This is a genomic window from Enterobacter cloacae complex sp. Mu1197 (assembly GCF_040059225.1).
Lineage (GTDB): Bacteria > Pseudomonadota > Gammaproteobacteria > Enterobacterales > Enterobacteriaceae > Enterobacter > Enterobacter quasiroggenkampii.
This window is the reverse complement of the sequence record NZ_CP157375.1, coordinates 1,351,545-1,372,372: the sequence shown is the minus strand read 5'-3', so window position 1 is coordinate 1,372,372 and position 20,828 is coordinate 1,351,545. Positions and strand designations below refer to the sequence as shown.

22 protein-coding genes and 5 tRNA genes are annotated in these 20,828 nt (G+C 54.9%); 9 read left to right on the top strand and 18 right to left on the bottom strand.

The genetic code is table 11. The features are described 5' to 3' along the window. Positions 1-101 precede the first annotated feature (101 nt). The 7 genes from modE (at position 102) to gpmA (ending at position 7,849) form a co-directional block, all read left to right on the top strand. Positions 102-890, top strand: a complete 789-nt coding sequence (modE, locus tag ABFV38_RS06495; RefSeq protein WP_348958858.1) for a molybdenum-dependent transcriptional regulator — start codon at positions 102-104, stop codon at positions 888-890. 67 nt (positions 891-957) lie between these two features. Beyond that, entirely contained in the window at positions 958-2,430 is a 1,473-nt protein-coding gene (gene modF / locus ABFV38_RS06490) for a molybdate ABC transporter ATP-binding protein ModF (protein WP_048222099.1), read from the top strand. A 201-nt stretch (positions 2,431-2,631) separates the two neighbouring features. Continuing rightward, positions 2,632-3,648 carry a UDP-glucose 4-epimerase GalE gene (gene galE, locus ABFV38_RS06485; RefSeq protein WP_235404792.1) on the top strand — a complete coding sequence of 339 codons (1,017 nt, stop codon included), beginning with the start codon at positions 2,632-2,634 and terminating at the stop codon, positions 3,646-3,648. 9 nt (positions 3,649-3,657) lie between these two features. Next, positions 3,658-4,704 (top strand): galactose-1-phosphate uridylyltransferase, encoded by a 1,047-nt coding sequence (galT, locus tag ABFV38_RS06480; RefSeq protein ID WP_196345999.1) that lies wholly within the window; start codon positions 3,658-3,660, stop codon positions 4,702-4,704. Between the two features lie 3 nt (positions 4,705-4,707). Continuing rightward, a complete protein-coding gene (galK, locus tag ABFV38_RS06475; protein ID WP_126325477.1) occupies positions 4,708-5,856 on the top strand; it encodes a galactokinase in 1,149 nt (382 codons plus the stop codon). Next, positions 5,850-6,890, top strand: a complete 1,041-nt coding sequence (gene galM, locus ABFV38_RS06470) for a galactose-1-epimerase (RefSeq protein WP_048026977.1) — start codon at positions 5,850-5,852, stop codon at positions 6,888-6,890. The genes galK and galM overlap by 7 nt, the downstream gene beginning before the upstream one ends. Before the next feature lie 206 nt (positions 6,891-7,096). Further along, positions 7,097-7,849, top strand: coding sequence for a 2,3-diphosphoglycerate-dependent phosphoglycerate mutase (gene gpmA / locus ABFV38_RS06465; RefSeq protein ID WP_008501111.1), 753 nt, complete (start codon positions 7,097-7,099; stop codon positions 7,847-7,849). A 60-nt stretch (positions 7,850-7,909) separates the two neighbouring features. Here the strand turns inward: gpmA and aroG are convergent, their stop codons facing one another. Then, positions 7,910-8,962, bottom strand: a complete 1,053-nt coding sequence (aroG, locus tag ABFV38_RS06460; RefSeq protein WP_008501110.1) for a 3-deoxy-7-phosphoheptulonate synthase AroG — start codon at positions 8,960-8,962, stop codon at positions 7,910-7,912. Positions 8,963-9,265: 303 nt separating this feature from the next. Between aroG and ABFV38_RS06455 the strand changes: the two genes are divergently transcribed. Next, the gene (locus ABFV38_RS06455) at positions 9,266-9,646 is read left to right on the top strand and encodes a YbgS-like family protein (protein WP_235404795.1); all 381 of its coding nucleotides are present in this window, start codon (positions 9,266-9,268) and stop codon (positions 9,644-9,646) included. Between the two features lie 105 nt (positions 9,647-9,751). Continuing rightward, positions 9,752-10,690 (top strand): CDF family zinc transporter ZitB, encoded by a 939-nt coding sequence (zitB, locus tag ABFV38_RS06450; protein ID WP_048026976.1) that lies wholly within the window; start codon positions 9,752-9,754, stop codon positions 10,688-10,690. On the opposite strand, the gene pnuC is transcribed toward zitB, so the two are convergent. The 17 genes from pnuC to cydB all read right to left on the bottom strand — a co-directional run bounded on the left by pnuC (position 10,687) and on the right by cydB (position 20,821). Next, positions 10,687-11,406: a nicotinamide riboside transporter PnuC gene (pnuC, locus tag ABFV38_RS06445; RefSeq protein ID WP_048026975.1), complete on the bottom strand. Its 720-nt coding sequence runs from the start codon at positions 11,404-11,406 to the stop codon at positions 10,687-10,689. The genes zitB and pnuC overlap by 4 nt on opposite strands. A gap of 22 nt (positions 11,407-11,428) precedes the next feature. Beyond that, positions 11,429-12,472, bottom strand: a complete 1,044-nt coding sequence (gene nadA / locus ABFV38_RS06440) for a quinolinate synthase NadA (RefSeq protein ID WP_104949096.1) — start codon at positions 12,470-12,472, stop codon at positions 11,429-11,431. A 191-nt stretch (positions 12,473-12,663) separates the two neighbouring features. Then, a tRNA-Lys gene (locus ABFV38_RS06435) sits at positions 12,664-12,739 on the bottom strand. Between the two features lie 24 nt (positions 12,740-12,763). Then, a tRNA-Lys gene (locus ABFV38_RS06430) sits at positions 12,764-12,839 on the bottom strand. 146 nt (positions 12,840-12,985) lie between these two features. Continuing rightward, positions 12,986-13,061, bottom strand: a tRNA-Lys gene (locus ABFV38_RS06425). 3 nt (positions 13,062-13,064) lie between these two features. Beyond that, positions 13,065-13,140: transfer RNA gene (locus ABFV38_RS06420), tRNA-Val, on the bottom strand. A 127-nt stretch (positions 13,141-13,267) separates the two neighbouring features. Next, positions 13,268-13,343, bottom strand: a tRNA-Lys gene (locus ABFV38_RS06415). Between the two features lie 161 nt (positions 13,344-13,504). Continuing rightward, entirely contained in the window at positions 13,505-14,299 is a 795-nt protein-coding gene (cpoB, locus tag ABFV38_RS06410; protein WP_248220988.1) for a cell division protein CpoB, read from the bottom strand. A gap of 9 nt (positions 14,300-14,308) precedes the next feature. After that, on the bottom strand, positions 14,309-14,830 hold the full coding sequence (gene pal, locus ABFV38_RS06405) for a peptidoglycan-associated lipoprotein Pal (RefSeq protein ID WP_003858578.1): 522 nt from the start codon (positions 14,828-14,830) through the stop codon (positions 14,309-14,311). 35 nt (positions 14,831-14,865) lie between these two features. Beyond that, positions 14,866-16,158, bottom strand: a complete 1,293-nt coding sequence (gene tolB / locus ABFV38_RS06400) for a Tol-Pal system beta propeller repeat protein TolB (protein WP_008501103.1) — start codon at positions 16,156-16,158, stop codon at positions 14,866-14,868. Between the two features lie 134 nt (positions 16,159-16,292). Then, complete coding sequence (gene tolA / locus ABFV38_RS06395) at positions 16,293-17,561, bottom strand: cell envelope integrity protein TolA (RefSeq protein ID WP_008501102.1); 1,269 nt, start codon at positions 17,559-17,561, stop codon at positions 16,293-16,295. Between the two features lie 28 nt (positions 17,562-17,589). After that, positions 17,590-18,018 carry a colicin uptake protein TolR gene (tolR, locus tag ABFV38_RS06390; RefSeq protein WP_003858589.1) on the bottom strand — a complete coding sequence of 143 codons (429 nt, stop codon included), beginning with the start codon at positions 18,016-18,018 and terminating at the stop codon, positions 17,590-17,592. 3 nt (positions 18,019-18,021) lie between these two features. Further along, complete coding sequence (gene tolQ / locus ABFV38_RS06385; RefSeq protein WP_008501101.1) at positions 18,022-18,714, bottom strand: Tol-Pal system protein TolQ; 693 nt, start codon at positions 18,712-18,714, stop codon at positions 18,022-18,024. Then, a complete protein-coding gene (ybgC, locus tag ABFV38_RS06380) occupies positions 18,711-19,115 on the bottom strand; it encodes a tol-pal system-associated acyl-CoA thioesterase (RefSeq protein ID WP_003858593.1) in 405 nt (134 codons plus the stop codon). The genes tolQ and ybgC overlap by 4 nt, the downstream gene beginning before the upstream one ends. A gap of 148 nt (positions 19,116-19,263) precedes the next feature. Beyond that, positions 19,264-19,554 (bottom strand): cyd operon protein YbgE, encoded by a 291-nt coding sequence (gene ybgE / locus ABFV38_RS06375; RefSeq protein WP_348958856.1) that lies wholly within the window; start codon positions 19,552-19,554, stop codon positions 19,264-19,266. Next, positions 19,554-19,667, bottom strand: a complete 114-nt coding sequence (gene cydX / locus ABFV38_RS06370; protein WP_003858598.1) for a cytochrome bd-I oxidase subunit CydX — start codon at positions 19,665-19,667, stop codon at positions 19,554-19,556. Before cydX ends, ybgE begins: the two co-directional genes overlap by 1 nt. Positions 19,668-19,681: 14 nt before the next feature. After that, positions 19,682-20,821 (bottom strand): cytochrome d ubiquinol oxidase subunit II, encoded by a 1,140-nt coding sequence (cydB, locus tag ABFV38_RS06365; RefSeq protein ID WP_348958855.1) that lies wholly within the window; start codon positions 20,819-20,821, stop codon positions 19,682-19,684. Between the last annotated feature and the right edge of the window lie 7 nt (positions 20,822-20,828).

Below are 20,828 nucleotides of genomic sequence, written 5' to 3'. Positions count from 1 at the left end.
GTATTCTACCCTTTCAACTGAGAAAAACATCCCCTTTTGTGCGGTACCCTTTGCGCCCTGCACCATTTGGGTCACAATACCCTTTTTGCCAGGACACTGTTATGCAGGCCGAAATTCTCCTCACACTCCGACTTCAGCAAAAGCTTTTCGCCGATCCGCGACGTATCGCCCTGCTTAAACAAATAGAACAAACAGGCTCGATTAGCCAGGGGGCGAAAAACGCGGGCATCAGCTATAAAAGCGCCTGGGACGCCATCAACGAAATGAACACCCTGAGCGAACAGCCGCTGGTGGACAGAGCCACGGGCGGCAAAGGTGGCGGCGGTGCGATCGTGACGCGTTATGGCCAGCGCCTTATTCAGCTTTACGATCTGCTGGCCCAGATTCAGCAAAAAGCGTTCGATGTGTTAAGCGATGACGATAACGTGCCGCTGGACAGTCTGCTGGCCGCCATTTCCCGCTTCTCGCTACAAACCAGCGCCCGCAACCAGTGGTTTGGAACGGTGACGGCGCGCGATAATCTGCAGATACAGCAGCATATTGAGATCCTGCTTGCCGATGGCACCACCCGGCTAAAAGCCGCCATAACGGCGCAAAGCGCGGAACGTCTTGAACTGGATGAAGGTAAAGAGGTGCTGGTGCTGCTGAAAGCGCCGTGGGTCACTATTACGCGCGATCCCGACGCGGCAAAGGCAGCAGATAACCAGGTGCAGGGAACAATCAGCCACATCGAACGCGGCCAGGCGCAGTGCGAAGTGCTCATGACCCTGGCAGACGGGCAACCGCTTTGCGCGACCCTACCGCTCAGCGAGTCGGACGACTTAGAAGAAGGTGCTGTCGTCACCGCGTATTTCAACGCGGACCGGGTGATTATCGCCACTTTGTGCTGAGCGCATTGACAATCGTACCGACAGTGCGTATCCCTGATATCTATTGCTGCAAAAACAGGGATAAATCATGTCATCATTGCATATTTCGCAAGGCACGTTTCGTCTTAGCGATACCCGAACGCTGACGATTGCTGATTTGACACTACGCGCGGGTGAAAGCTGGGCGTTTGTCGGCACCAACGGCAGCGGTAAATCTGCGCTGGCCCGTGCGCTGGCGGGAGAGCTCAACCTCCTCAAGGGCGAATACCAGAGCGACTTTACGCGCCTGACGCGCCTGTCGTTTGAACAACTGCAAAAGCTGGTCAGCGACGAGTGGCAGCGCAACAACACCGATTTGCTCAGCCCTGGCGAAGAGGATACCGGCCGTACGACCGCAGAAATTATACAGGATGAGGTGAAAGACCCCACCCGCTGTGAGCGCCTGGCAGAACAGTTCGGTATCACCCCTCTGCTGGACCGGCGCTTTAAATACCTTTCGACCGGCGAGACGCGAAAAACGCTGCTTTGTCAGGCGCTGATGAGCCAACCTGAACTGCTTATTCTGGACGAACCGTTTGACGGTCTTGACGTGCAGTCCCGGGCGCAGCTGGCGTCCCTGCTGGCATCGCTTAATCAGCAGGGATATACCCTCGTGCTGGTGCTTAACCGCTTCGATGAAATTCCGGACTTTATCCAGCACGCGGGCGTCCTGGCCGACTGTAACCTGACAGAGACCGGCGAAAAAACCGCGCTGCTTAAGCAGGCGCTGATTGCCCAGCTCGCCCACAGCGAACAGCTCGATGGTATTACCCTTCCGGAACCTGACGCCCCTTCGGCCCGCCATGCGCTTGACCCCCACCAGCCGCGCATCGTGCTGCGTGACGGGATGGTCGCTTATGACGATCGCCCGATCCTTAACCGCCTCAGCTGGACGGTCAATCCGGGCGAGCACTGGCAGATTGTCGGCCCCAACGGCGCGGGGAAATCCACGCTGCTGAGCCTGATCACCGGCGATCACCCGCAGGGCTATAGCAACGATCTGACGCTGTTCGGTCGGCGTCGCGGCAGCGGCGAAACCATCTGGGATATTAAAAAACATATCGGCTATGTAAGCAGCAGCCTGCATCTGGATTACCGGGTCAGTACCACGGTACGCAACGTGATCCTCTCCGGCTATTTTGATTCCATCGGTATTTATCAGGCGGTGTCGGACAAACAGCACAAGCTGGCCCAGCAGTGGCTGGATATCCTGGGCATGGACAACCGGGTCGCTGACGCGCCGTTCCATAGCCTGTCGTGGGGGCAACAGCGTCTGGCACTGATCGTTCGCGCGCTGGTGAAACACCCTACGCTGCTGATCCTCGACGAACCGCTGCAGGGACTCGACCCGTTGAACCGACAGCTTATCCGCCGCTTTGTGGACGTGCTGATTAGCGAAGGTGAAACGCAGCTGCTGTTTGTTTCACATCATGCCGAAGATGCCCCCTCCTGCATCACGCATCGCCTGGAGTTTGTTCCGGATGGTGAGCACTATCGTTATCTGCAAAGCAAAATCGATTGACCCCCGGAGGGCACCGCCCTCCGTTTTTCAGATAACCTGCACTAATACATTGCTATCCCGTTGATCTACAATGCCTCATGGCAGCTGAAAATCGAATTTTAAAAACAGTGTAAACGATTCCACTATTTTATCCCATGTCACACTTTTTGCGTCTCTGTTATGCTATGGTTATTACATACCATAAGCCCAATGGAGCGAAATATGCGAGTTCTGGTAACAGGTGGTAGCGGTTACATCGGTAGTCATACCTGCGTGCAGCTGCTGCAAAACGGCCATGACGTCATCATTCTCGACAACCTGTGCAACAGTAAGCGCAGCGTGCTGCCTGTGATTGAACGTCTTGGCGGTAAACAACCGACTTTCGTGGAAGGCGACATCCGCAACGAAGCGTTGATGACCGAGATCCTTCACGACCACGCTATTGAAGCGGTGATCCACTTCGCGGGTCTGAAAGCCGTCGGGGAGTCCGTTGCAAAACCGCTCGAGTATTACGACAACAACGTCAACGGTACCCTGCGTCTCATCTCCGCCATGCGTGCGGCCAACGTCAAAAACTTCATCTTTAGCTCTTCCGCCACCGTCTACGGCGATCAGCCCAAAATTCCTTACGTTGAAAGCTTCCCGACCGGGACGCCGCAGAGCCCGTACGGCAAAAGCAAGCTGATGGTGGAGCAGATCCTGACCGACCTGCAAAAAGCCCAGCCGGAGTGGAGCATCGCGCTGCTGCGCTACTTCAATCCGGTCGGTGCCCATCCGTCTGGCGATATGGGTGAAGATCCGCAGGGAACTCCGAACAACCTGATGCCGTATATCGCGCAGGTTGCCGTCGGTCGCCGCGATTCGCTGGCGATTTTTGGCAATGACTACCCCACCGAAGATGGCACTGGCGTGCGCGACTATATCCACGTGATGGATCTGGCAGACGGCCACGTTGCCGCCATGCAGCAGCTGGCGGATAAACCTGGCGTGCATATTTACAACCTCGGCGCCGGGGTCGGCAGCAGCGTGCTGGACGTGGTCAATGCCTTCAGCAAAGCCTGCGGCAAGCCGGTGAACTACCACTTCGCACCGCGTCGTGATGGCGATCTGCCTGCTTACTGGGCCGACGCCACCAAAGCCGACAAAGAGCTTAACTGGCGTGTTACGCGCACGCTTGATGAAATGGCACAGGATACCTGGCACTGGCAGTCACGCCACCCGCAAGGCTATCCAGACTAAGGATCCGTCATGACGCAATTTAATCCCGTCGATCATCCGCATCGTCGCTTTAACCCGTTAAGCGGGCAATGGATTTTAGTTTCTCCGCATCGCGCCAAGCGCCCCTGGCAGGGGGCGCAGGAGACGCCTGCAAAACAGACCTTGCCGCAGCACGACCCGGACTGCTTCCTCTGTCCGGGCAACACGCGCGTGACCGGGGATAAAAACCCGGACTACAAAGGCACCTTCGTGTTTACCAACGATTTTGCCGCCCTGATGACCGACACGCCGGACGCGCCGGAAAGCCACGATCCGCTGATGCGCTGTGAAAGCGCGCGCGGTACCAGCCGCGTGATCTGCTTCTCTCCCGATCACAGCAAAACGCTGCCGGAGCTGAGCGTTGAGGCTCTGAAAGAGGTGGTCAGCACCTGGCAGGCGCAAACTGCCGAGCTGGGTCAAACTTACCCATGGGTGCAGGTGTTTGAAAATAAAGGTGCGGCAATGGGCTGCTCCAACCCGCATCCGCATGGCCAGGTCTGGGCGAACAGCTTCCTGCCTAACGAAGCCGAGCGTGAAGACCGTCTGCAAAAAGCGTATTACGCGGAAAACGGCTCGCCGATGCTGGTGGATTACGCGCAGCGTGAGCAGGCAGACGGCAGCCGTACCGTGGTGGAAACCGAACACTGGCTGGCCGTCGTCCCTTACTGGGCCGCCTGGCCGTTTGAGACGCTGCTGCTGCCGAAAGCACACGTGCAGCGCATCACCGAACTCAGCGACGCGCAGCGCGATGACCTTGCCCTCGCGCTGAAAAAACTGACCAGCCGTTATGACAACCTGTTCCAGTGCTCCTTCCCGTACTCCATGGGCTGGCACGGCGCACCGTTTAACGGGGAAGAGAATCCGCACTGGCAGCTGCATGCCCATTTCTATCCGCCGCTGCTGCGCTCTGCGACGGTACGTAAATTTATGGTGGGCTACGAAATGCTGGCGGAAACCCAGCGTGATCTGACGGCGGAACAGGCGGCAGAACGTCTGCGTGCCGTTAGCGACGTCCACTATCGCGAATCAGGAGTTTAAAAAATGAGTCTGAAAGATAAAACACAATCCCTGTTTGCTGAGAAATTTGGCTACCCTGCCACCCACGTAATTCAGGCACCTGGCCGCGTTAACCTGATCGGTGAACACACCGACTATAACGACGGTTTTGTGCTGCCGTGCGCCATCGATTACCAGACGGTCATCAGCTGCGCGAAGCGCGACGACCGTCAGGTTCGCGTGATTGCGGCGGATTACGGGAATGAGACGGACGCGTTTTCCCTCGATGCCCCGATTGTGACGCACGACAGCCAGCAGTGGTCTAACTACGTGCGCGGTGTGGTGAAGCATCTGCAGAAGCGTAATAAAAACTTCGGCGGCGCCGATTTGGTCATCAGCGGCAACGTGCCGCAGGGGGCGGGCTTAAGCTCCTCTGCGTCTCTGGAGGTCGCCGTGGGCACCGTGTTCCAGCAGCTCTATCATTTACCGCTGGATGGCGCACAAATCGCTCTGAATGGTCAGGAAGCGGAAAACCAGTTCGTGGGCTGCAACTGCGGCATCATGGACCAGCTGATCTCCGCACTGGGCAAAAAAGAACACGCGCTGCTGATCGACTGCCGCTCGCTTGGCACCAAAGCCGTTCCCCTGCCAAAAGGCGCGGCTGTCGTGATCGTCAACAGCAACTTTAAGCGCACGCTGGTGGGCAGCGAGTACAACACCCGCCGCGAGCAGTGCGAAACCGGCGCCCGCTTCTTCCAGCAGCCCGCCCTGCGCGACGTGACGCTCAATGAATTCAACAAAGTGGCGCACGAGCTGGATCCGGTTGTCGCCAAACGCGTTCGTCACGTGCTGACGGAAAATGCCCGTACCGTCGAAGCCGCCTCCGCGCTGGCGAAAGGTGACCTGAAACGCATGGGTGAGCTGATGGCGGAATCTCACGCCTCCATGCGCGATGATTTTGAGATCACCGTTCCGCAAATCGACACCCTGGTGGAGATTGTCAAAGCGGTCATTGGCGACAAAGGCGGCGTACGCATGACGGGCGGCGGTTTTGGCGGCTGCATCGTTGCGCTGGTCCCGGAAGAGCTGGTCCCTGCCGTACAGGACGCCGTGGCGAAGCAGTACGAAGCGAAAACAGGTATCAAAGAAACCTTCTATGTTTGCAAAGCATCACAAGGAGCCGGACAGTGCTAAACGAAACACCTACCCTCGCACCGGATGGTCTGCCGTATCGCCTGTTAACCCTGCGCAACCGCGCGGGGATGGTGGTTACGCTTATGGACTGGGGTGCAACCCTGCTTTCAGCCCGCGTACCGATGCCGGACGGCAGCGTGCGCGAAACCCTGCTCGGCTGCGCATCGCCCGAGCAGTATGTTAATCAGTCCGCCTATCTGGGCGCATCCGTAGGACGCTATGCTAACCGCATCGCGAAGAGCCGCTTTGAGCTCGACGGCGTACAGTACACCCTGCTTCCAAGCCAGGGTGAAAACCAGCTGCACGGCGGCCCGGAAGGCTTTGATAAACGCCGCTGGAAAATTGTTAGGCAAAACGACGGCGAAGTGCTGTTCTCGCTGGATTCGCAGGATGGCGATCAGGGCTTCCCGGGTAACCTTATCGCCTCCGCGCGCTTTACGCTGACCGACGACAACCGTATCGCCATTGAATACCGTGCGACGGTCGACAAGCCGTGTCCGGTCAACCTGACCAATCACGCGTACTTTAATCTGGACGGCAACCAGTGCGACGTGCGTGAGCACAAGCTGCAGATCCTGGCGGATGCGTATCTGCCGGTTGACGAAATGGGCATTCCGTATCAGGGGCTCAAAGACGTGAGCGGGACCAGCTTTGATTTCCGCCGCGCGAAAACGATCGCCCAGGATTTCCTGAGCGATGACGATCAGCGCAAGGTGAAAGGCTACGACCACGCGTTCCTGCTGCAGGCCAAAGGTGATGTGAAACAACCTGCCGCACAGGTCTGGTCTGCGGATGAGAAGCTGCAGATGACGGTTTATACCACTGCCCCTGCCCTGCAGTTTTACTCAGGTAACTATCTCGGCGGCACAACGGCGCGCGAACACGAAGAGTACAGCGACTGGCAAGGCCTGGCGCTGGAGAGCGAGTTCCTGCCGGACAGCCCGAATCATCCGGAATGGCCGCAGCCAGACTGCGTGCTCCGTCCGGGTGAAGAGTATGTTAGCGTGACGGAATATCATTTTATTCCACATTAATATTCAGCCCTCCCTCTGGAGGGCTTTTTTCTGCGCGCCTTGCTGAAAATAGCGCCGATCGCAGACAAAATCATAACCCTGGATTCACAAGCATCTTACACTCAGAGACTATTTTCGCTATGGTTAGGGTTAAGCGTTGCTGCTGGCACGGCCACGGCAATATAATGAGAATTGTTATCATTCTAAAAATGCTTGAGGAGTAAGAGATGGCTATTACTAAGCTGGTTCTGGTGCGTCACGGCGAAAGCCAGTGGAACAACGAAAACCGCTTTACCGGTTGGTACGACGTTGATCTGTCCGAGAAAGGCGTAAGCGAAGCAAAAGCAGCAGGTAAACTGCTGAAGGAAGAAGGCTTCAGCTTTGATTTTGCTTACACCTCTGTGCTGAAACGTGCCATCCACACCCTGTGGAACGTGCTGGACGAACTGGACCAGGCCTGGCTGCCGGTTGAGAAATCCTGGAAACTGAACGAGCGTCACTACGGTGCGCTGCAGGGCCTGAACAAAGCGGAAACCGCTGAGAAATACGGTGACGAGCAGGTTAAACAGTGGCGTCGCGGCTTCGCGGTCACCCCACCAGAGCTGACCAAAGATGACGAGCGCTACCCGGGCCACGACCCGCGTTACGCGAAACTGACCGACGCTGAGCTGCCAACCACCGAGAGCCTGGCGCTGACCATCGACCGCGTTGTGCCTTACTGGAACGAAACCATTCTGCCACGCCTGAAAAGCGGCGAGCGCGTGATTATCGCGGCTCACGGTAACTCCCTGCGTGCGCTGGTGAAATACCTGGACAACATGGGTGAAGACGAAATTCTCGAACTGAACATCCCAACTGGCGTACCGCTGGTGTATGAGTTCGACGAAAACTTCAAGCCAATCAAACACTACTACCTGGGTAACGCGGACGAAATCGCAGCGAAAGCGGCGGCCGTTGCGAACCAGGGTAAAGCGAAGTAATTTCGCTGACCATAAAAAAAGCGCGGAACCATCCGCGCTTTTTTATTTGAGCCGTCAGAATTAACCGCGACGCGCTTTCACTGCGTTAGCCAGCTGGCGCAGGATGGCGTCGGTATCGTCCCAGCCGATACAGGCATCGGTCACGCTCTTGCCGTACACCAGCGGCTCGCTGCCTTCCAGGTTCTGGTTACCTTCAACCAGATGACTTTCGATCATCACCCCAATTACCGCCTTCTCACCGCCGGCAATCTGCTGACAGACATCTGCGCCCACTTCCATCTGCTTTTTAAACTGCTTGCTGGAGTTGGCGTGGCTGAAATCGATCATCACCTGCGGTGGCAGCCCGGCTTTTTCCAGCCCGACTTTGACTTCGGCCACATGTTTTGCGCTGTAGTTCGGCTCTTTGCCGCCGCGCAGAATGATATGGCAGTCACCGTTACCGCTGGTGTTAACGATGGCAGAGTGACCCCACTTGGTCACGGACAGGAAGCAGTGCGGTGCGCCCGCTGCGTTGATGGCGTCGATAGCCACCTTAATGGTGCCGTCAGTGCCGTTTTTGAAGCCCACCGGACAAGAGAGACCGGACGCCAGCTCGCGGTGAACCTGAGATTCAGTAGTGCGGGCACCAATTGCCCCCCAGCTCATCAGGTCTGCCAGGTACTGCGGCGTAATCATATCCAGGAATTCACCGGCCGCAGGCAGGCCGCTGTCGTTGATCTCCAGCAACAGCTTGCGCGCAATGCGCAGACCGTCGTTGATCTGGAAGCTGTTATCCATATGCGGATCGTTAATCAGCCCTTTCCAGCCCACGGTGGTGCGCGGTTTTTCAAAGTAGACACGCATGACGATTTCCAGCTCGTCCTTCAGCTCTTCACGCAGGGTGAGCAAACGGGCAGCGTATTCTTTCGCGGCAGCAGGATCGTGAATCGAGCACGGGCCAATCACCACCAGAAGACGATCGTCATTACCTTTCAGGATCTTATGGATCGCTTTACGAGCATGAGAAACCGTGTTTGCGGCATTTTCAGTGGCGGGGAATTTCTCAAGGAGTGCTACAGGAGGTAATAACTCATTGATCTCTTTAATGCGTAAATCGTCGTTCTGATAATTCATCTTCGTTCCAGCTCTGCCATATCTTTAGTAATGAAAGCAATCCTTTCAATCTATCTTGTCGACCAGGAAGTGTAAACACGGTTTTACACTTCACGCAGATAATTCCTGGAATTCGCCTAAAAATCGCCACAAAATAGCGAAAAATGAGATCTAACCTAAGCTTTTTAACTGTAACAACCAATTTTAAACGCTTAAACGCGATTCCCTACTGACGTAAGTCCGTAAGGCGGAATCTTTCGCCTCAAAAAAGATGCACTGTTGGAGAATGTTATCCAGCGTAACGACAAGAACAGGAGCACCATGATGAAAATGACAAAACTGGCAACCCTCTTCCTGACCGCCACCCTTACCCTGGCAAGCGGCAGCGTCCTGGCCGCCGAAACGGGCACCTCAGACAGCAACGGTGACGCGAATGCGGCTGCGGCGGCAGGTCAGCCTGCGCCTGATGCAAAACAGAATATTGCCCCGAATAACGTCGACAACGGCCAGATCAATACCGGCAATACCAACACGGGCGGCACCATGCTGCATCCAGACGGTAGCGGTTCCGGCACCATGAACCATGACAATATGAGTTCAGACGAGGTCCACAAGAACTCCATGTGTAAGGACGGCAAATGCCCGGACCCTAACGACAAAGTAGGTGACGACGCCAATACCAAAACGGATGGTACCACCCAGTAATTTGTATGCACCGTCAGAAAAAGGAGAGCCCAGGCTCTCCTTTCTTTTTGGAGTAACCTATTAAAAACGCTACACTAAAAACAATAACACTTCAGGAAAGCAGACATGGCGCACTCCCATTCCCACTCGCATGCACCCGGCAACGACAACGCTAAACGACTGATGCTGGCCTTTGGCGTCACGGCAACGTTTATGATTATCGAGGTCATTGGCGGCCTGGTTTCCGGCTCTCTGGCGCTTTTGGCCGATGCCGGACATATGCTGACCGATGCCGCCGCCCTGCTCTTCGCCCTGCTGGCCGTGCAGTTTGCGCGCCGCCCACCGAATGCGCGCCACACCTTCGGCTGGCTGAGGCTGACCACCCTGGCCGCGTTTGTTAACGCCATTGCGCTGGTTGTCATTACTGTGCTTATCGTCTGGGAAGCCATACAGCGCTTTCGGCATCCACAGCCGATCGCCGGGGCGACAATGATGGTCATTGCCGTGGCAGGGTTGCTGGCGAATATTCTGGCCTTCTGGATCCTGCACCGCGGGAGCGGGGAAAAGAACCTCAACGTGCGCGCGGCGGCACTGCATGTGCTGGGGGATTTGCTCGGTTCAGTCGGGGCGATTGTCGCCGCGCTGGTGATCCTCTATACCGGCTGGACGCCTGTCGATCCGATTCTGTCCGTACTGGTGTCGTGTCTGGTCTTGCGTAGCGCCTGGCGGCTGCTGAAGGAGAGCGTGAACGAACTGCTTGAAGGGGCGCCAGCATCCATGGACATTGATGAGCTGAAGCGTAACCTGCGCCGCACCGTCCCGGAAGTCCGTAATGTCCATCACGTGCACGTCTGGCTGGTGGGAGAGAAACCGGTCATGACGCTACATGTCCAGGTGATCCCACCTCACGACCACGATGCGCTGCTCGATCGCATTCAGCACTTCCTGGAGCACCACTACGACATTAGCCACGCTACCGTTCAGATGGAGTATCAGCCCTGTAGCGGACCGGACTGCCATCTTAACGAGGCGCAGTCCGGTCATTCACATCATCATGACCACTAGCTGGAAAGCGCGCGAGAGCCTCGCTCACGCGCGCTGTTAATCCACATTCGGCTGCCGTTCAGCGCGATGAAGGTCAGCAGCAGATATTCCAGCGACATGGCATAGACGCCCTGCAGGGCGAAGATCGCCACGCTGATCACGTTGATGATGACCCACAGCAGCCAGTTCTCAACGTATTTACGGGTCATCAGAATCATTGCCGCAATCGACAGCACCATCATGCAGGAATCCCAGAACGGGAAAGCATCCGGCTGGAGTTCTGGCATCGTTACGTTCAGGCCGATGCCGGACATGACCGAAACAGCAACGCGGGTCAGGAAGGCAAACACCGGGTTGATGTAAACGGTCATTAAGCCAATGGCCACCACGCAGGCGACGAACCAGGCGATGGCTTTCGGCAGGGGCAGCCAGCGGATCTGCAGCTCGGCCTCCTGCTGGCTGTTCTGACGCGACCAGGCATACCAGCCGTAAATATTGGCGGCAAAGAAGAACAGCTGCAAAAGCAGGCTGGCGTACAACTGGATCTGGAAGAAGATAATCGCAAACAGCGTGACGTTAATCAGCCCGAACGCGTAGTTACTGATCTTCTCCAGGCTTGCCAGCCAGATACACAATAAGCCCGCCAGCGTACCTACGGCCTCAATCCATGACAGGTCATAGCCACCTGCACCAATCGGTATATGAACCAGAATGTTATGTGTGCTAAAAAAATCCATCTTTTCCCCGGGGCGAGTTGAATTAAGTACGTAGTGTAGCCGCAAAATCCAGCATGCGGTTAAGCGGAATTAACGCGCCTTCACGCAGGGCGGCATCCACATGGATTTCATGCGCCGCACCACCGGTTTCTAACCCTTCGGCAATTGCTTTCAGGCCGTTCATCGCCATCCAGGGACAATGCGCGCAGCTGCGGCACGTTGCGCCCTCGCCCGCCGTTGGTGCTTCAAGAAGCTCTTTCTCCGGCACGGCCTGCTGCATCTTATAGAAGATACCGCGATCGGTCGCGACAATGAGCTGCTTGTGAGGTAACGTCCTGGCCGCGTTGATAAGCTGGCTGGTTGAGCCCACGGCATCCGCCATGTCGACAATTGACTGCGGTGACTCGGGGTGAACAAGAATGGCGGCGTCAGGATAAAGCGCCTTCATGCGCGCCAGCGCCTGAGTTTTAAATTCATCATGCACAATGCAGGCACCCTGCCAGCAAAGAACGTCAGCCCCCGTCTGCTTCTGAACATAATTGCCGAGATGACGATCAGGCGCCCAGATAATTTTTTCCCCCAGGCTGTCCAGATGTTCAATCAGCTCGACGGCGATGCTCGACGTGACCACCCAGTCAGCCCGCGCTTTTACCGCCGCTGAGGTGTTAGCGTAGACCACCACGGTCCGGTCAGGGTGAGCGTCACAGAAGGCCGTGAATTCGTCAATCGGACAGCCGAGATCCAGGGAACACTCCGCGTTAAGCGTGGGCATCAGAATGGTTTTTTCCGGGCTCAGAATCTTTGCCGTCTCGCCCATAAAACGCACGCCGGCAACCAGCAGCGTGGAAGCGGGATGTCGTGCACCGAAGCGCGCCATCTCCAGTGAGTCAGAAATGCAGCCGCCGGTCTCTTCCGCCAGCTGCTGGATTTCCGGGTCGGTGTAGTAATGGGCCACCATTACCGCATCGCGCGCTTTAAGAAGACGTTTGATCTTCTCGCGGTAAAATTGCTTTTCGTCCTGGCTCAACGGGACAGGCTTTGGCGGAAACGGATAGATTGCGGCTTCAGGATCAAACATCACACTCATTATGGCTTCTCGTTTTACGGGCTTAACAATATTGCCTTTCATTTGCCTGACATAGCAAAACGCGTGGCAATTGTGTTTTGTATACTAAACAAGATAGCGAATCTGGCGTGAAAAGTCACCGGGAATAGATGGGCGGAGCATTTGTTGTATCGCAGATAGCAAAAAGGCGCCTTTAGGGCGCCTTTCTACACTGGTGGGTCGTGCAGGATTCGAACCTGCGACCAATTGATTAAAAGTCAACTGCTCTACCAACTGAGCTAACGACCCCTTGCGGGATTTTTTTCTTCGAAGTGGTGGGTCGTGCAGGATTCGAACCTGCGACCAATTGATTAAAAGTCAACTGCTCTACCAACTGAGCTAACGACCCATTCGGGTGCTGACTTCGAAGATTTTTACTCGGTACCACTTTAAAGTGGTGGGTCGTGCAGGATGACTCGGCTTCGCCTCGCCCTTCGGGCCGTTGCTAAAGCAACGTTATCCTTCACGTTTAATACCTGAGTAAGATATTAAAATTGGTGGGTCGTGCAGGATTCGAACCTGCGACCAATTGATTAAAAGTCAACTGCTCTACCAACTGAGCTAACGACCCGAGTGGTGGGTGATGACGGGCTCGAACCGCCGACCCCCTCCGTGTAAAGGAGATGCTCTACCAACTGAGCTAATCACCCACTCTGTACTGCCAGAACTGCGTTAAGTGGTGGGTCGTGCAGGATGACTCGGCTTCGCCTCGCCCTACGGGCCGTTGCTGACGCAACGTTATCCTTCACGTTTTACTACTACTTCCACCTGACTTAGTGGTGGGTCGTGCAGGATTCGAACCTGCGACCAATTGATTAAAAGTCAACTGCTCTACCAACTGAGCTAACGACCCACTTTTATGCTGCTTTCACGTTGTTTGATATCCCGTGGCAACGGCGGCATATATTACTGATTTAAGAATTCTGCGCAACAAAAATTTCGATGAAGATCACTTAACTGCTTAGTAATCATGCTGCACGACCAGAAATAACGCGATTTCTGGTCATGCGATAATCATCCCATCGAATTCAGACGTTTTTGCGCCTGCTTAGCACCTTCGGTACCCGGGAATTTTGCAACCACCTGCTGATAAACCGCTTTGGCTTTCGCGGTGTCGCCTTTGTCCTGCATGATCACGCCAACCTTATACATCGCATCTGGCGCTTTCGGCGATTTTGGGTAATTTTTCACCACTGAGGCAAAATAAAACGCCGCATCGTCCTTTTTACCCTTGTTGTAATTCAACTGACCGAGCCAGTAATTGGCATTTGGCTGATAAGTGGAATCAGGGTATTTCTTAACAAAGTTCTGAAACGCAGCAATCGCGTCATCCTGACGAGATTGATCTTGTACCAGGGCAATGGCCGCATTGTAGTCCGTATTCGCGTCACCGCTCTGTACAGGCGCGCCTGTTGAGGCTGACGTATCAGCAGATGGCGCTGGCGTAGACGTCGCCGCACCGCTCTGATCGCCTGCGGCTGGCTGTGCTGCTGCACCACCACTACTCAGGCTATCGATCTGCAACAAGATTTGCTTCTGACGTTCCACAACCTGGTTAAGCTGATACTGGCTTTCCTGAATCTGACCGCGGAGAGAGTCAATATCATTCTGGTTATCGGAAAGTTGTTGCTGGAGTTGGGTTAAAAGCTGGCTGTGAGCGTTAGAAATACGCTCGAGTTGAGTGACCCGGTCTTCTACCGAGCCTGAGCCGACACTACTGATTGGTGCCTGAGCAAAAGCGGCCCAGGGGGCCGCTATTCCAACCAGTAACGACAGACTCAACAGATGATGTCTGAAGTTACTGCTCATGCAATTCTCTTAGTAAACCAGTACGGCACGACGGTTTTTGGAGTAAGCCGCTTCGTCGTGACCCAGTACTGCAGGTTTTTCTTTACCGTAAGAAACGATGGAGATCTGGTCAGCAGAAACGCCTTTACCCTGCAGGTACATTTTAACAGCGTTAGCACGACGTTCACCCAGGGAGATGTTGTACTCTGGAGTACCACGTTCGTCCGCGTGACCTTCTACGGTGACTTTGTAAGATGGGTTGCTACGCAGGAAGTTAGCGTGCGCATCCAGCATCGCAGCGAAGTCAGAACGGATGTCGTATTTATCCAGATCGAAGTAAACGATGTTGTTCTGCTGCAGCTGCTGCATCTGAAGACGCGCCTGCTCTTCAGAAGACATGTTGCCATTGCCGTTCGCGTCCATACCGGTGCCGGCACCCATCATGCCTTCGCCGCTCTGGTCATTGCTGGCGTTCTTGTTAGAAGAACACGCTGCGATTGCCATTACAGGCAGAGCGATCATCAGCCCCTTCAGCACTTTGTTCAGTTGCATTTCTATGATTCCTTTAGTAATCAATTAATTATTATTTACAGATACGGCGACCAGGCAGGTGATTTTACCTGTCCATCAGTAGCCGGAATACGCGCTTTGAAACGCCCATCTGTAGAAACCAGATTCAGCACAGATCCCATCCCCTGAGAAGAGCTGTAGATTACCATCGTGCCGTTAGGTGCCAGACTTGGCGTTTCATCCAGGAACGTTGACGACAGAACTTGAACGCCACCCGCTACCAGATCTTGTTTGGCAATGTGCTGCTGCCCACCGTTAGAGCTGACCATTACCATAAATTTACCGTCGCTGCTCACGTCTGAGTTCTGGTTCTGTGAACCTTCCCAGGTAATACGCTGCGGAGCACCGCCGTTGATGTTGACTTTATAGATTTGTGGACGGCCGGCCTGGTCAGAGGTAAACGCCAGGTTTTGACTGTCCGGGAACCATGAAGGTTCGGTGTTGTTGCTACGACCGTCGGTCACCTGACGGATCTGGCCAGAGCCAATGTCCATCACGTACAGGTTCAGGCTACCGGTTTTAGACAACGCAAACGCCAGTTTAGAGCCATCTGGAGAGAACGAAGGCGCACCGTTGTGACGTGGGAAAGACGCCACCTGACGAACCGCACCGTTTGCCAGCGTCTGGATAACCAGCGCAGAACGGCCGCTTTCGAAGGTGACATACGCCAGCTTAGAACCGTCCGGAGACCAGGCTGGAGACATCAGTGGCTGCGAAGAGCGTTTCACCAGGAACTGGTTGTAGCCATCGTAATCAGATACGCGCAGCTCATACGGGAATTGACCACCGTTGGTCTGCACCACGTACGCGATACGGGTACGGAACGCACCTTTAATGCCGGTCAGTTTTTCAAATACCGCATCGCTGGCAGCGTGTGCCGCGTAGCGCAGGTACTGCTTGGTGACCTTGTAAGAATTCTGGGCCAGAACGGTACCTGGTGCACCGCCGGTATCCACCAGCTGCCAGGCCACGTTGTATGAACCGTCTGGATTAGGGGTAACCTGACCCACAACCACGGCATCAATACCCAGTGCAGACCATGCTGCAGGCTGTACTTCCTGCGCGCTACCCGGCTGCTGAGGCAGACGAGAACGATCTAACGGGTTGAATTTACCGCTGTTACGCAGGTCAGCCGCCACGATGCCACCGGCATCTTCAGGTGCAGCGCCAGGACCGGCCCACTGGAACGGAACAACACCGATTGGGCGTGCCGAGTCCACCCCCTGGGTGATCTCGATACGTACTTCTGCGTGCAGTACTGCTGCCCACAGCATTAAAAAACTAAATGCTACACGTAATGCCTGCTTCATCATATCTCCCTTATCCGGGTAACCTTACCCACGATAATTTAGCAGAATGTTAACAAACTCAAATAGACAAAACTACCCGAACCCTGTGACTAAACCTGGTCTATTTTTCCCCGTTTGCACGGGGAAAATGTAACTTAAGGTTTGAAGTCCAGCGGCGCATTTTTGAAGACTTCGTAGACTGCCTGCGAAGGCGGTTTAGGCATCTTCGCCTGACGCGCTGCAGCCAGGGCCGCAGTACATAAAGCCGGGTCGCCACCTTCAGACTTAATATCCAGCAGCATGCCATCCGGAGCCAGTTTTATACGTAACGTACACGTTTTACCGGTATAGGAAGACGCATCATAGAATCGGCTTTCAATAGCGGATTTAATCTGCGCGGCATAACCGTTGATTTCAGCCCCTGTCGCACCGTTACTCTTAGTGTTACCACTTCCGGTCGGCGCTGCGTTGTTTCCTTTCGCCCCACCACCCGTTTTCGGCGCATTCTTACCGGAGCTCAAATCGCCCAGCAGATCGTCAACCCCTGCGGCAGCAGCGGCTTTTTCAGCGGCGGCAGCCTTTTTAGCAGCCGCTTTTTCAGCTGCTGCTTTCTTATCGGCAGCGGCCTTCTCAGCTGCAGCTTTTTTGTCAGCAGCGGCTTTTTCGGCGGCTGCCGCTTTTTCTGCCGCGGCTTTTTCTGCTGCAGCTTTCTCGGCAGCAGCCGCTTTCTTCGCGGCCTCGGCAGCAGCTTTCTTCTCTGCTTCCTGAGCGGCCTTCTTCGCGGCTTCCGCTTCTGCTTTCTTCTGAGCATCAGCTGCGGCTTTCTTTGCGGCTTCGGCTTCCGCTTTCTTCTGAGCATCAGCGGCGGCTTTCTTCGCGGCTTCGGCTTCCGCTTTCTTCTGGGCATCAGCAGCCGCTTTCTTCGCCGCTTCTGCCGCTAATTTCGCCTGGGCATCAGCCTGTGCTTTCGCGTCCGCTGCGGCTTTTGCTGCCGCCTCTTCCGCCTGCTTTTGCTGTTCCTGTGCTTTTTTCGCGGCCTCTTCGGCTTGTTTCTGCTGTTCTGCCTGCGCTTTCGCGGCTTCCTGCGCCTGCAAACGTTCTTTCTCAAGCTGCTTCAGACGCTCCTGCTCGGCGGCCTGCTTTTCACGCAGTTCTTCCGCTTGCTGTTGCGCCTGTTTTTCACGCTGTTCTTCAGCCCGTTTTGCACTCGCCTTCTGCTGTTGTTGGCGATTATAGTTCTGTACTACCGCACCGGGATCCACCATCACGGCGTCAATGGAAGACCCTCCACCGCCGCCGGCTGATGCATCAATATGCTCGTCGAACGAACTCCAGATCAGCGCTGCAAAAAGAATAACGTGCAGCACTGCGGAGACGATTATCGCTCGCTTAAGCTTGTCGTTCTGTTCGGTTGCCTTTGACACTATCGGTTCCCAAAAACTACGCGGATGATCAAATAGGTTGGGTCATTAAGCCAACTGACTTAACACCCGCACTATGTAGCAAGTTCAGCGCTTTAATAATTTCATCGTAGGGTACGTCTTTCGCGCCACCGATTAAGAAGACCGTTTTCGGATTTGACTCCAGGCGACGCTGCGCTTCGGCAATAACCTGCTCAGGTGGCAGCTGATCCATACGATCCTTCTCTACCACGACGCTGTATTGCCCTACGCCGGAAACCTCAATGATAACCGGAGGATCGTCATTGGTGCTCACCGCCTGTGATTCTGTCGCATCCGGCAGATCCACTTCCACGCTCTGGGTAATGATTGGCGCTGTTGCCATGAAGATCAGCAGCAGTACCAGCAGGACGTCCAGCAGTGGAACGATATTGATTTCGGACTTGAGCTCGCGACGACCTCGTCCACGCGATCTGGCCATGGTTTACCCCTTGTTGCTCTCGGTGCTGGTAAACGCCTGACGGTGCAGAATCGCAGTGAACTCTTCCATAAAGTTGTCGTAGTTCAGTTCCAGTTTGTTCACGCGCTGGTTCAGACGGTTATAGGCCATAACTGCCGGAATTGCCGCAAACAGACCGATAGCGGTCGCAATCAGTGCTTCAGCGATACCCGGTGCAACCATCTGCAACGTCGCCTGCTTCACCGCGCCCAGCGCGATAAAGGCGTGCATGATCCCCCACACGGTCCCAAACAGACCAATATACGGGCTGATGGAACCGACAGTACCGAGGAAAGGAATATGCGTTTCAAGGTTTTCCAGCTCGCGGTTCATCGAGATGCGCATCGCACGCGAGGCACCTTCCACCACCGCTTCAGGCGCATGATTGTTTGCACGATGCAGACGGGCGAACTCTTTGAAACCGCTATAGAAAATTTGCTCGGAGCCGGTCAGGTTTTCACGGCGTCCCTGGCTCTCCTGGTACAGACGAGAAAGCTCAATGCCCGACCAGAACTTATCTTCAAACGCTTCAGCTTCACGGCCAGCGGCATTGAGGATACGCGTTCTCTGGATGATGATGGCCCAGGATGCGATTGAAAAACCAATCAAAATCAACATGATAAGTTTAACCAGAAGGCTTGCCTTCAGGAACAAATCAAGGATATTCATGTCAGTCACTGCTTAAACTCCGCGACAATAGACTTAGGAAGCGCACGAGGCTTCATTATGGTTGGATCAACACAAACAATCAGTACTTCAGCTGAGTTCAGTACGGTGTTCTCTGCGTTGACTATCCGCTGCGTGAAAACCAGTGAGGTTCCGCGCATTGATGTAATTTCAGTTTGGACTTCGAGCATATCGTCGAGTCTGGCAGGCGCAAAATACTCAAGCGTCATCTTGCGTACCACGAAGGCAACTCGCTCAGCCAACAGCACCTGTTGACTAAAGTGATGATGGCGCAGCATCTCTGTGCGTGCCCGTTCATAAAAAGCAACGTAGCTGGCGTGGTAAACCACACCACCGGCATCGGTATCTTCGTAATAGACACGAACCGGCCATCGAAACAGCGTTGTATTCACTTTACATCCCAGTAATGCAACAAAAGTTAGAGCTTTTAAACTTCGCTACTATACGCGCGGGAAAGATGGTTTGGAATGGGGGAAAGTAAACGGAGAGTAAATTTTTATGGGCTCGGGTAAGCCCATAACGTTAACGGACATTTCTTATTCAGAAGAAGAAGAAAATCAAACCGGCGAGAAGCACCAGCTCGGCAATCAGCGGGCAGAAAATTCCCTGCCAGTGAACGGCTTTCGGACGAAAGCCCACGCCGTGGATCACACCTGCGCACACCGCCCACATAATGAGGAAGCCGTGCCAGATTTCAAGCTCGCTGGTTTTCGCTGCAAAGCGCGAAGGGTCCCAGAAGATACAACCTGCCAGCAGTAATGCCATCACTAAAGAAAGCGCCCGTAACGGGCGCTTGTCCATTACCGCGTAAAGTTTCGCGATAATATTCATCAGTGTTTTTCTTCACCCGCTTTGGTCGCTTCTACGTGCTCAAGCGCCAGGGCAGTGATGACACCAAATGCACAGGCAAGAAGCGTCCCTAAAATCCATGCGAAATACCACATATTCAGCTCCTTACTTAGTACATAGAGTGGGTGTTGCTTTCGATATGTTCTTTCGTGATACGACCGAACATTTTCCAGTAACACCAGATGGTGTAGGCCAGAACGATCGGAACGAACACGCAAGCAACATACGTCATCAGGTTCAGCGTCATATGGCTGGACGTTGCATCCCACATGGTCAGGCTAGCATTCAGCATGGTGCTGGATGGCATGACGAATGGGAACATCGCAATACCCGCCGTCAGGATAATGCATGCCAGGGTCAGTGAAGAGAACACGAACGCCAGCGCGCCTTTTTCCAGACGAGACGTCAGCACGGTCAGCAGCGGCAGCAGCACGCCCAGCGCCGGGATCGCCCACAGCACAGGGGTATTGTTGAAGTTCACCAGCCATGCCCCCGCCTGACGCGACACTTCTTTGGTCAGCGGATTAGACGGTGCAGTGTGGTTGATCGCAGACGTCACCACGTAGCCATCAATACCGTACACCACCCACACACCGGCCAGCGCGAAGCAGACCAGCGTAACCAGCGCAGCAACCTGAGCCGTCGCGCGCGAACGCAGATGCAGCTCACCCACGGTACGCATCTGCAGATAGGTTGCGCCCTGAGTGATGATCATCGCCACGCTCACGACACCGGCCAGCAGACCAAACGGATTCAGCAGCTGGAAGAAGTTACCGGTGTAGTAAAGACGCATGTATTCGTCCAGGTGGAACGGTACGCCCTGCAGCAGGTTACCAAACGCCACGCCGATCACCAGCGGTGGAACGAAGCTACCGATGAAGATGCCCCAGTCCCACATGTTGCGCCAGCGGGTATCTTCAATCTTGGAACGGTAGTCGAAACCGACCGGACGGAAGAATAAAGAGGCCAGCACCAGAATCATCGCCACATAGAAACCGGAGAACGCAGCCGCATAGACCATCGGCCAGGCGGCGAACAGCGCGCCGCCTGCGGTGATCAGCCACACCTGGTTACCGTCCCAGTGCGGGGCGATGGAGTTGATCATGATTCGACGCTCGGTGTCATTACGACCGAGGAAACGGGTGAGCATCCCCACCCCCATGTCGAAACCATCCGTGACGGCGAAACCGATCAGCAGAACGCCAACCAGCAGCCACCAGATAAAACGCAATACTTCATAATCGATCATTTGATGA

Excerpts from the sequence above, each read along its gene's own strand:
- zitB (WP_048026976.1), top strand. The coding sequence starts at position 9,752 with ATGGCGCACTCCCATTCCCACTCGCATGCACCCGGCAACGACAACGCT.
- cydB (WP_348958855.1), bottom strand. The coding sequence starts at position 20,821 with ATGATCGATTATGAAGTATTGCGTTTTATCTGGTGGCTGCTGGTTGGC.
- galK (WP_126325477.1), top strand. The coding sequence starts at position 4,708 with ATGAGTCTGAAAGATAAAACACAATCCCTGTTTGCTGAGAAATTTGGC.
- ABFV38_RS06455 (WP_235404795.1), top strand. The coding sequence starts at position 9,266 with ATGAAAATGACAAAACTGGCAACCCTCTTCCTGACCGCCACCCTTACC.
- nadA (WP_104949096.1), bottom strand. The coding sequence starts at position 12,472 with ATGAGTGTGATGTTTGATCCTGAAGCCGCAATCTATCCGTTTCCGCCA.
- pal (WP_003858578.1), bottom strand. The coding sequence starts at position 14,830 with ATGCAACTGAACAAAGTGCTGAAGGGGCTGATGATCGCTCTGCCTGTA.
- modE (WP_348958858.1), top strand. The coding sequence starts at position 102 with ATGCAGGCCGAAATTCTCCTCACACTCCGACTTCAGCAAAAGCTTTTC.
- modF (WP_048222099.1), top strand. The coding sequence starts at position 958 with ATGTCATCATTGCATATTTCGCAAGGCACGTTTCGTCTTAGCGATACC.
- tolB (WP_008501103.1), bottom strand. The coding sequence starts at position 16,158 with ATGAAGCAGGCATTACGTGTAGCATTTAGTTTTTTAATGCTGTGGGCA.
- gpmA (WP_008501111.1), top strand. The coding sequence starts at position 7,097 with ATGGCTATTACTAAGCTGGTTCTGGTGCGTCACGGCGAAAGCCAGTGG.
- tolR (WP_003858589.1), bottom strand. The coding sequence starts at position 18,018 with ATGGCCAGATCGCGTGGACGAGGTCGTCGCGAGCTCAAGTCCGAAATC.
- ybgE (WP_348958856.1), bottom strand. The coding sequence starts at position 19,554 with ATGAATATTATCGCGAAACTTTACGCGGTAATGGACAAGCGCCCGTTA.
- aroG (WP_008501110.1), bottom strand. The coding sequence starts at position 8,962 with ATGAATTATCAGAACGACGATTTACGCATTAAAGAGATCAATGAGTTA.
- galT (WP_196345999.1), top strand. The coding sequence starts at position 3,658 with ATGACGCAATTTAATCCCGTCGATCATCCGCATCGTCGCTTTAACCCG.
- galE (WP_235404792.1), top strand. The coding sequence starts at position 2,632 with ATGCGAGTTCTGGTAACAGGTGGTAGCGGTTACATCGGTAGTCATACC.
- cydX (WP_003858598.1), bottom strand. The coding sequence starts at position 19,667 with ATGTGGTATTTCGCATGGATTTTAGGGACGCTTCTTGCCTGTGCATTT.
- cpoB (WP_248220988.1), bottom strand. The coding sequence starts at position 14,299 with ATGAGCAGTAACTTCAGACATCATCTGTTGAGTCTGTCGTTACTGGTT.
- pnuC (WP_048026975.1), bottom strand. The coding sequence starts at position 11,406 with ATGGATTTTTTTAGCACACATAACATTCTGGTTCATATACCGATTGGT.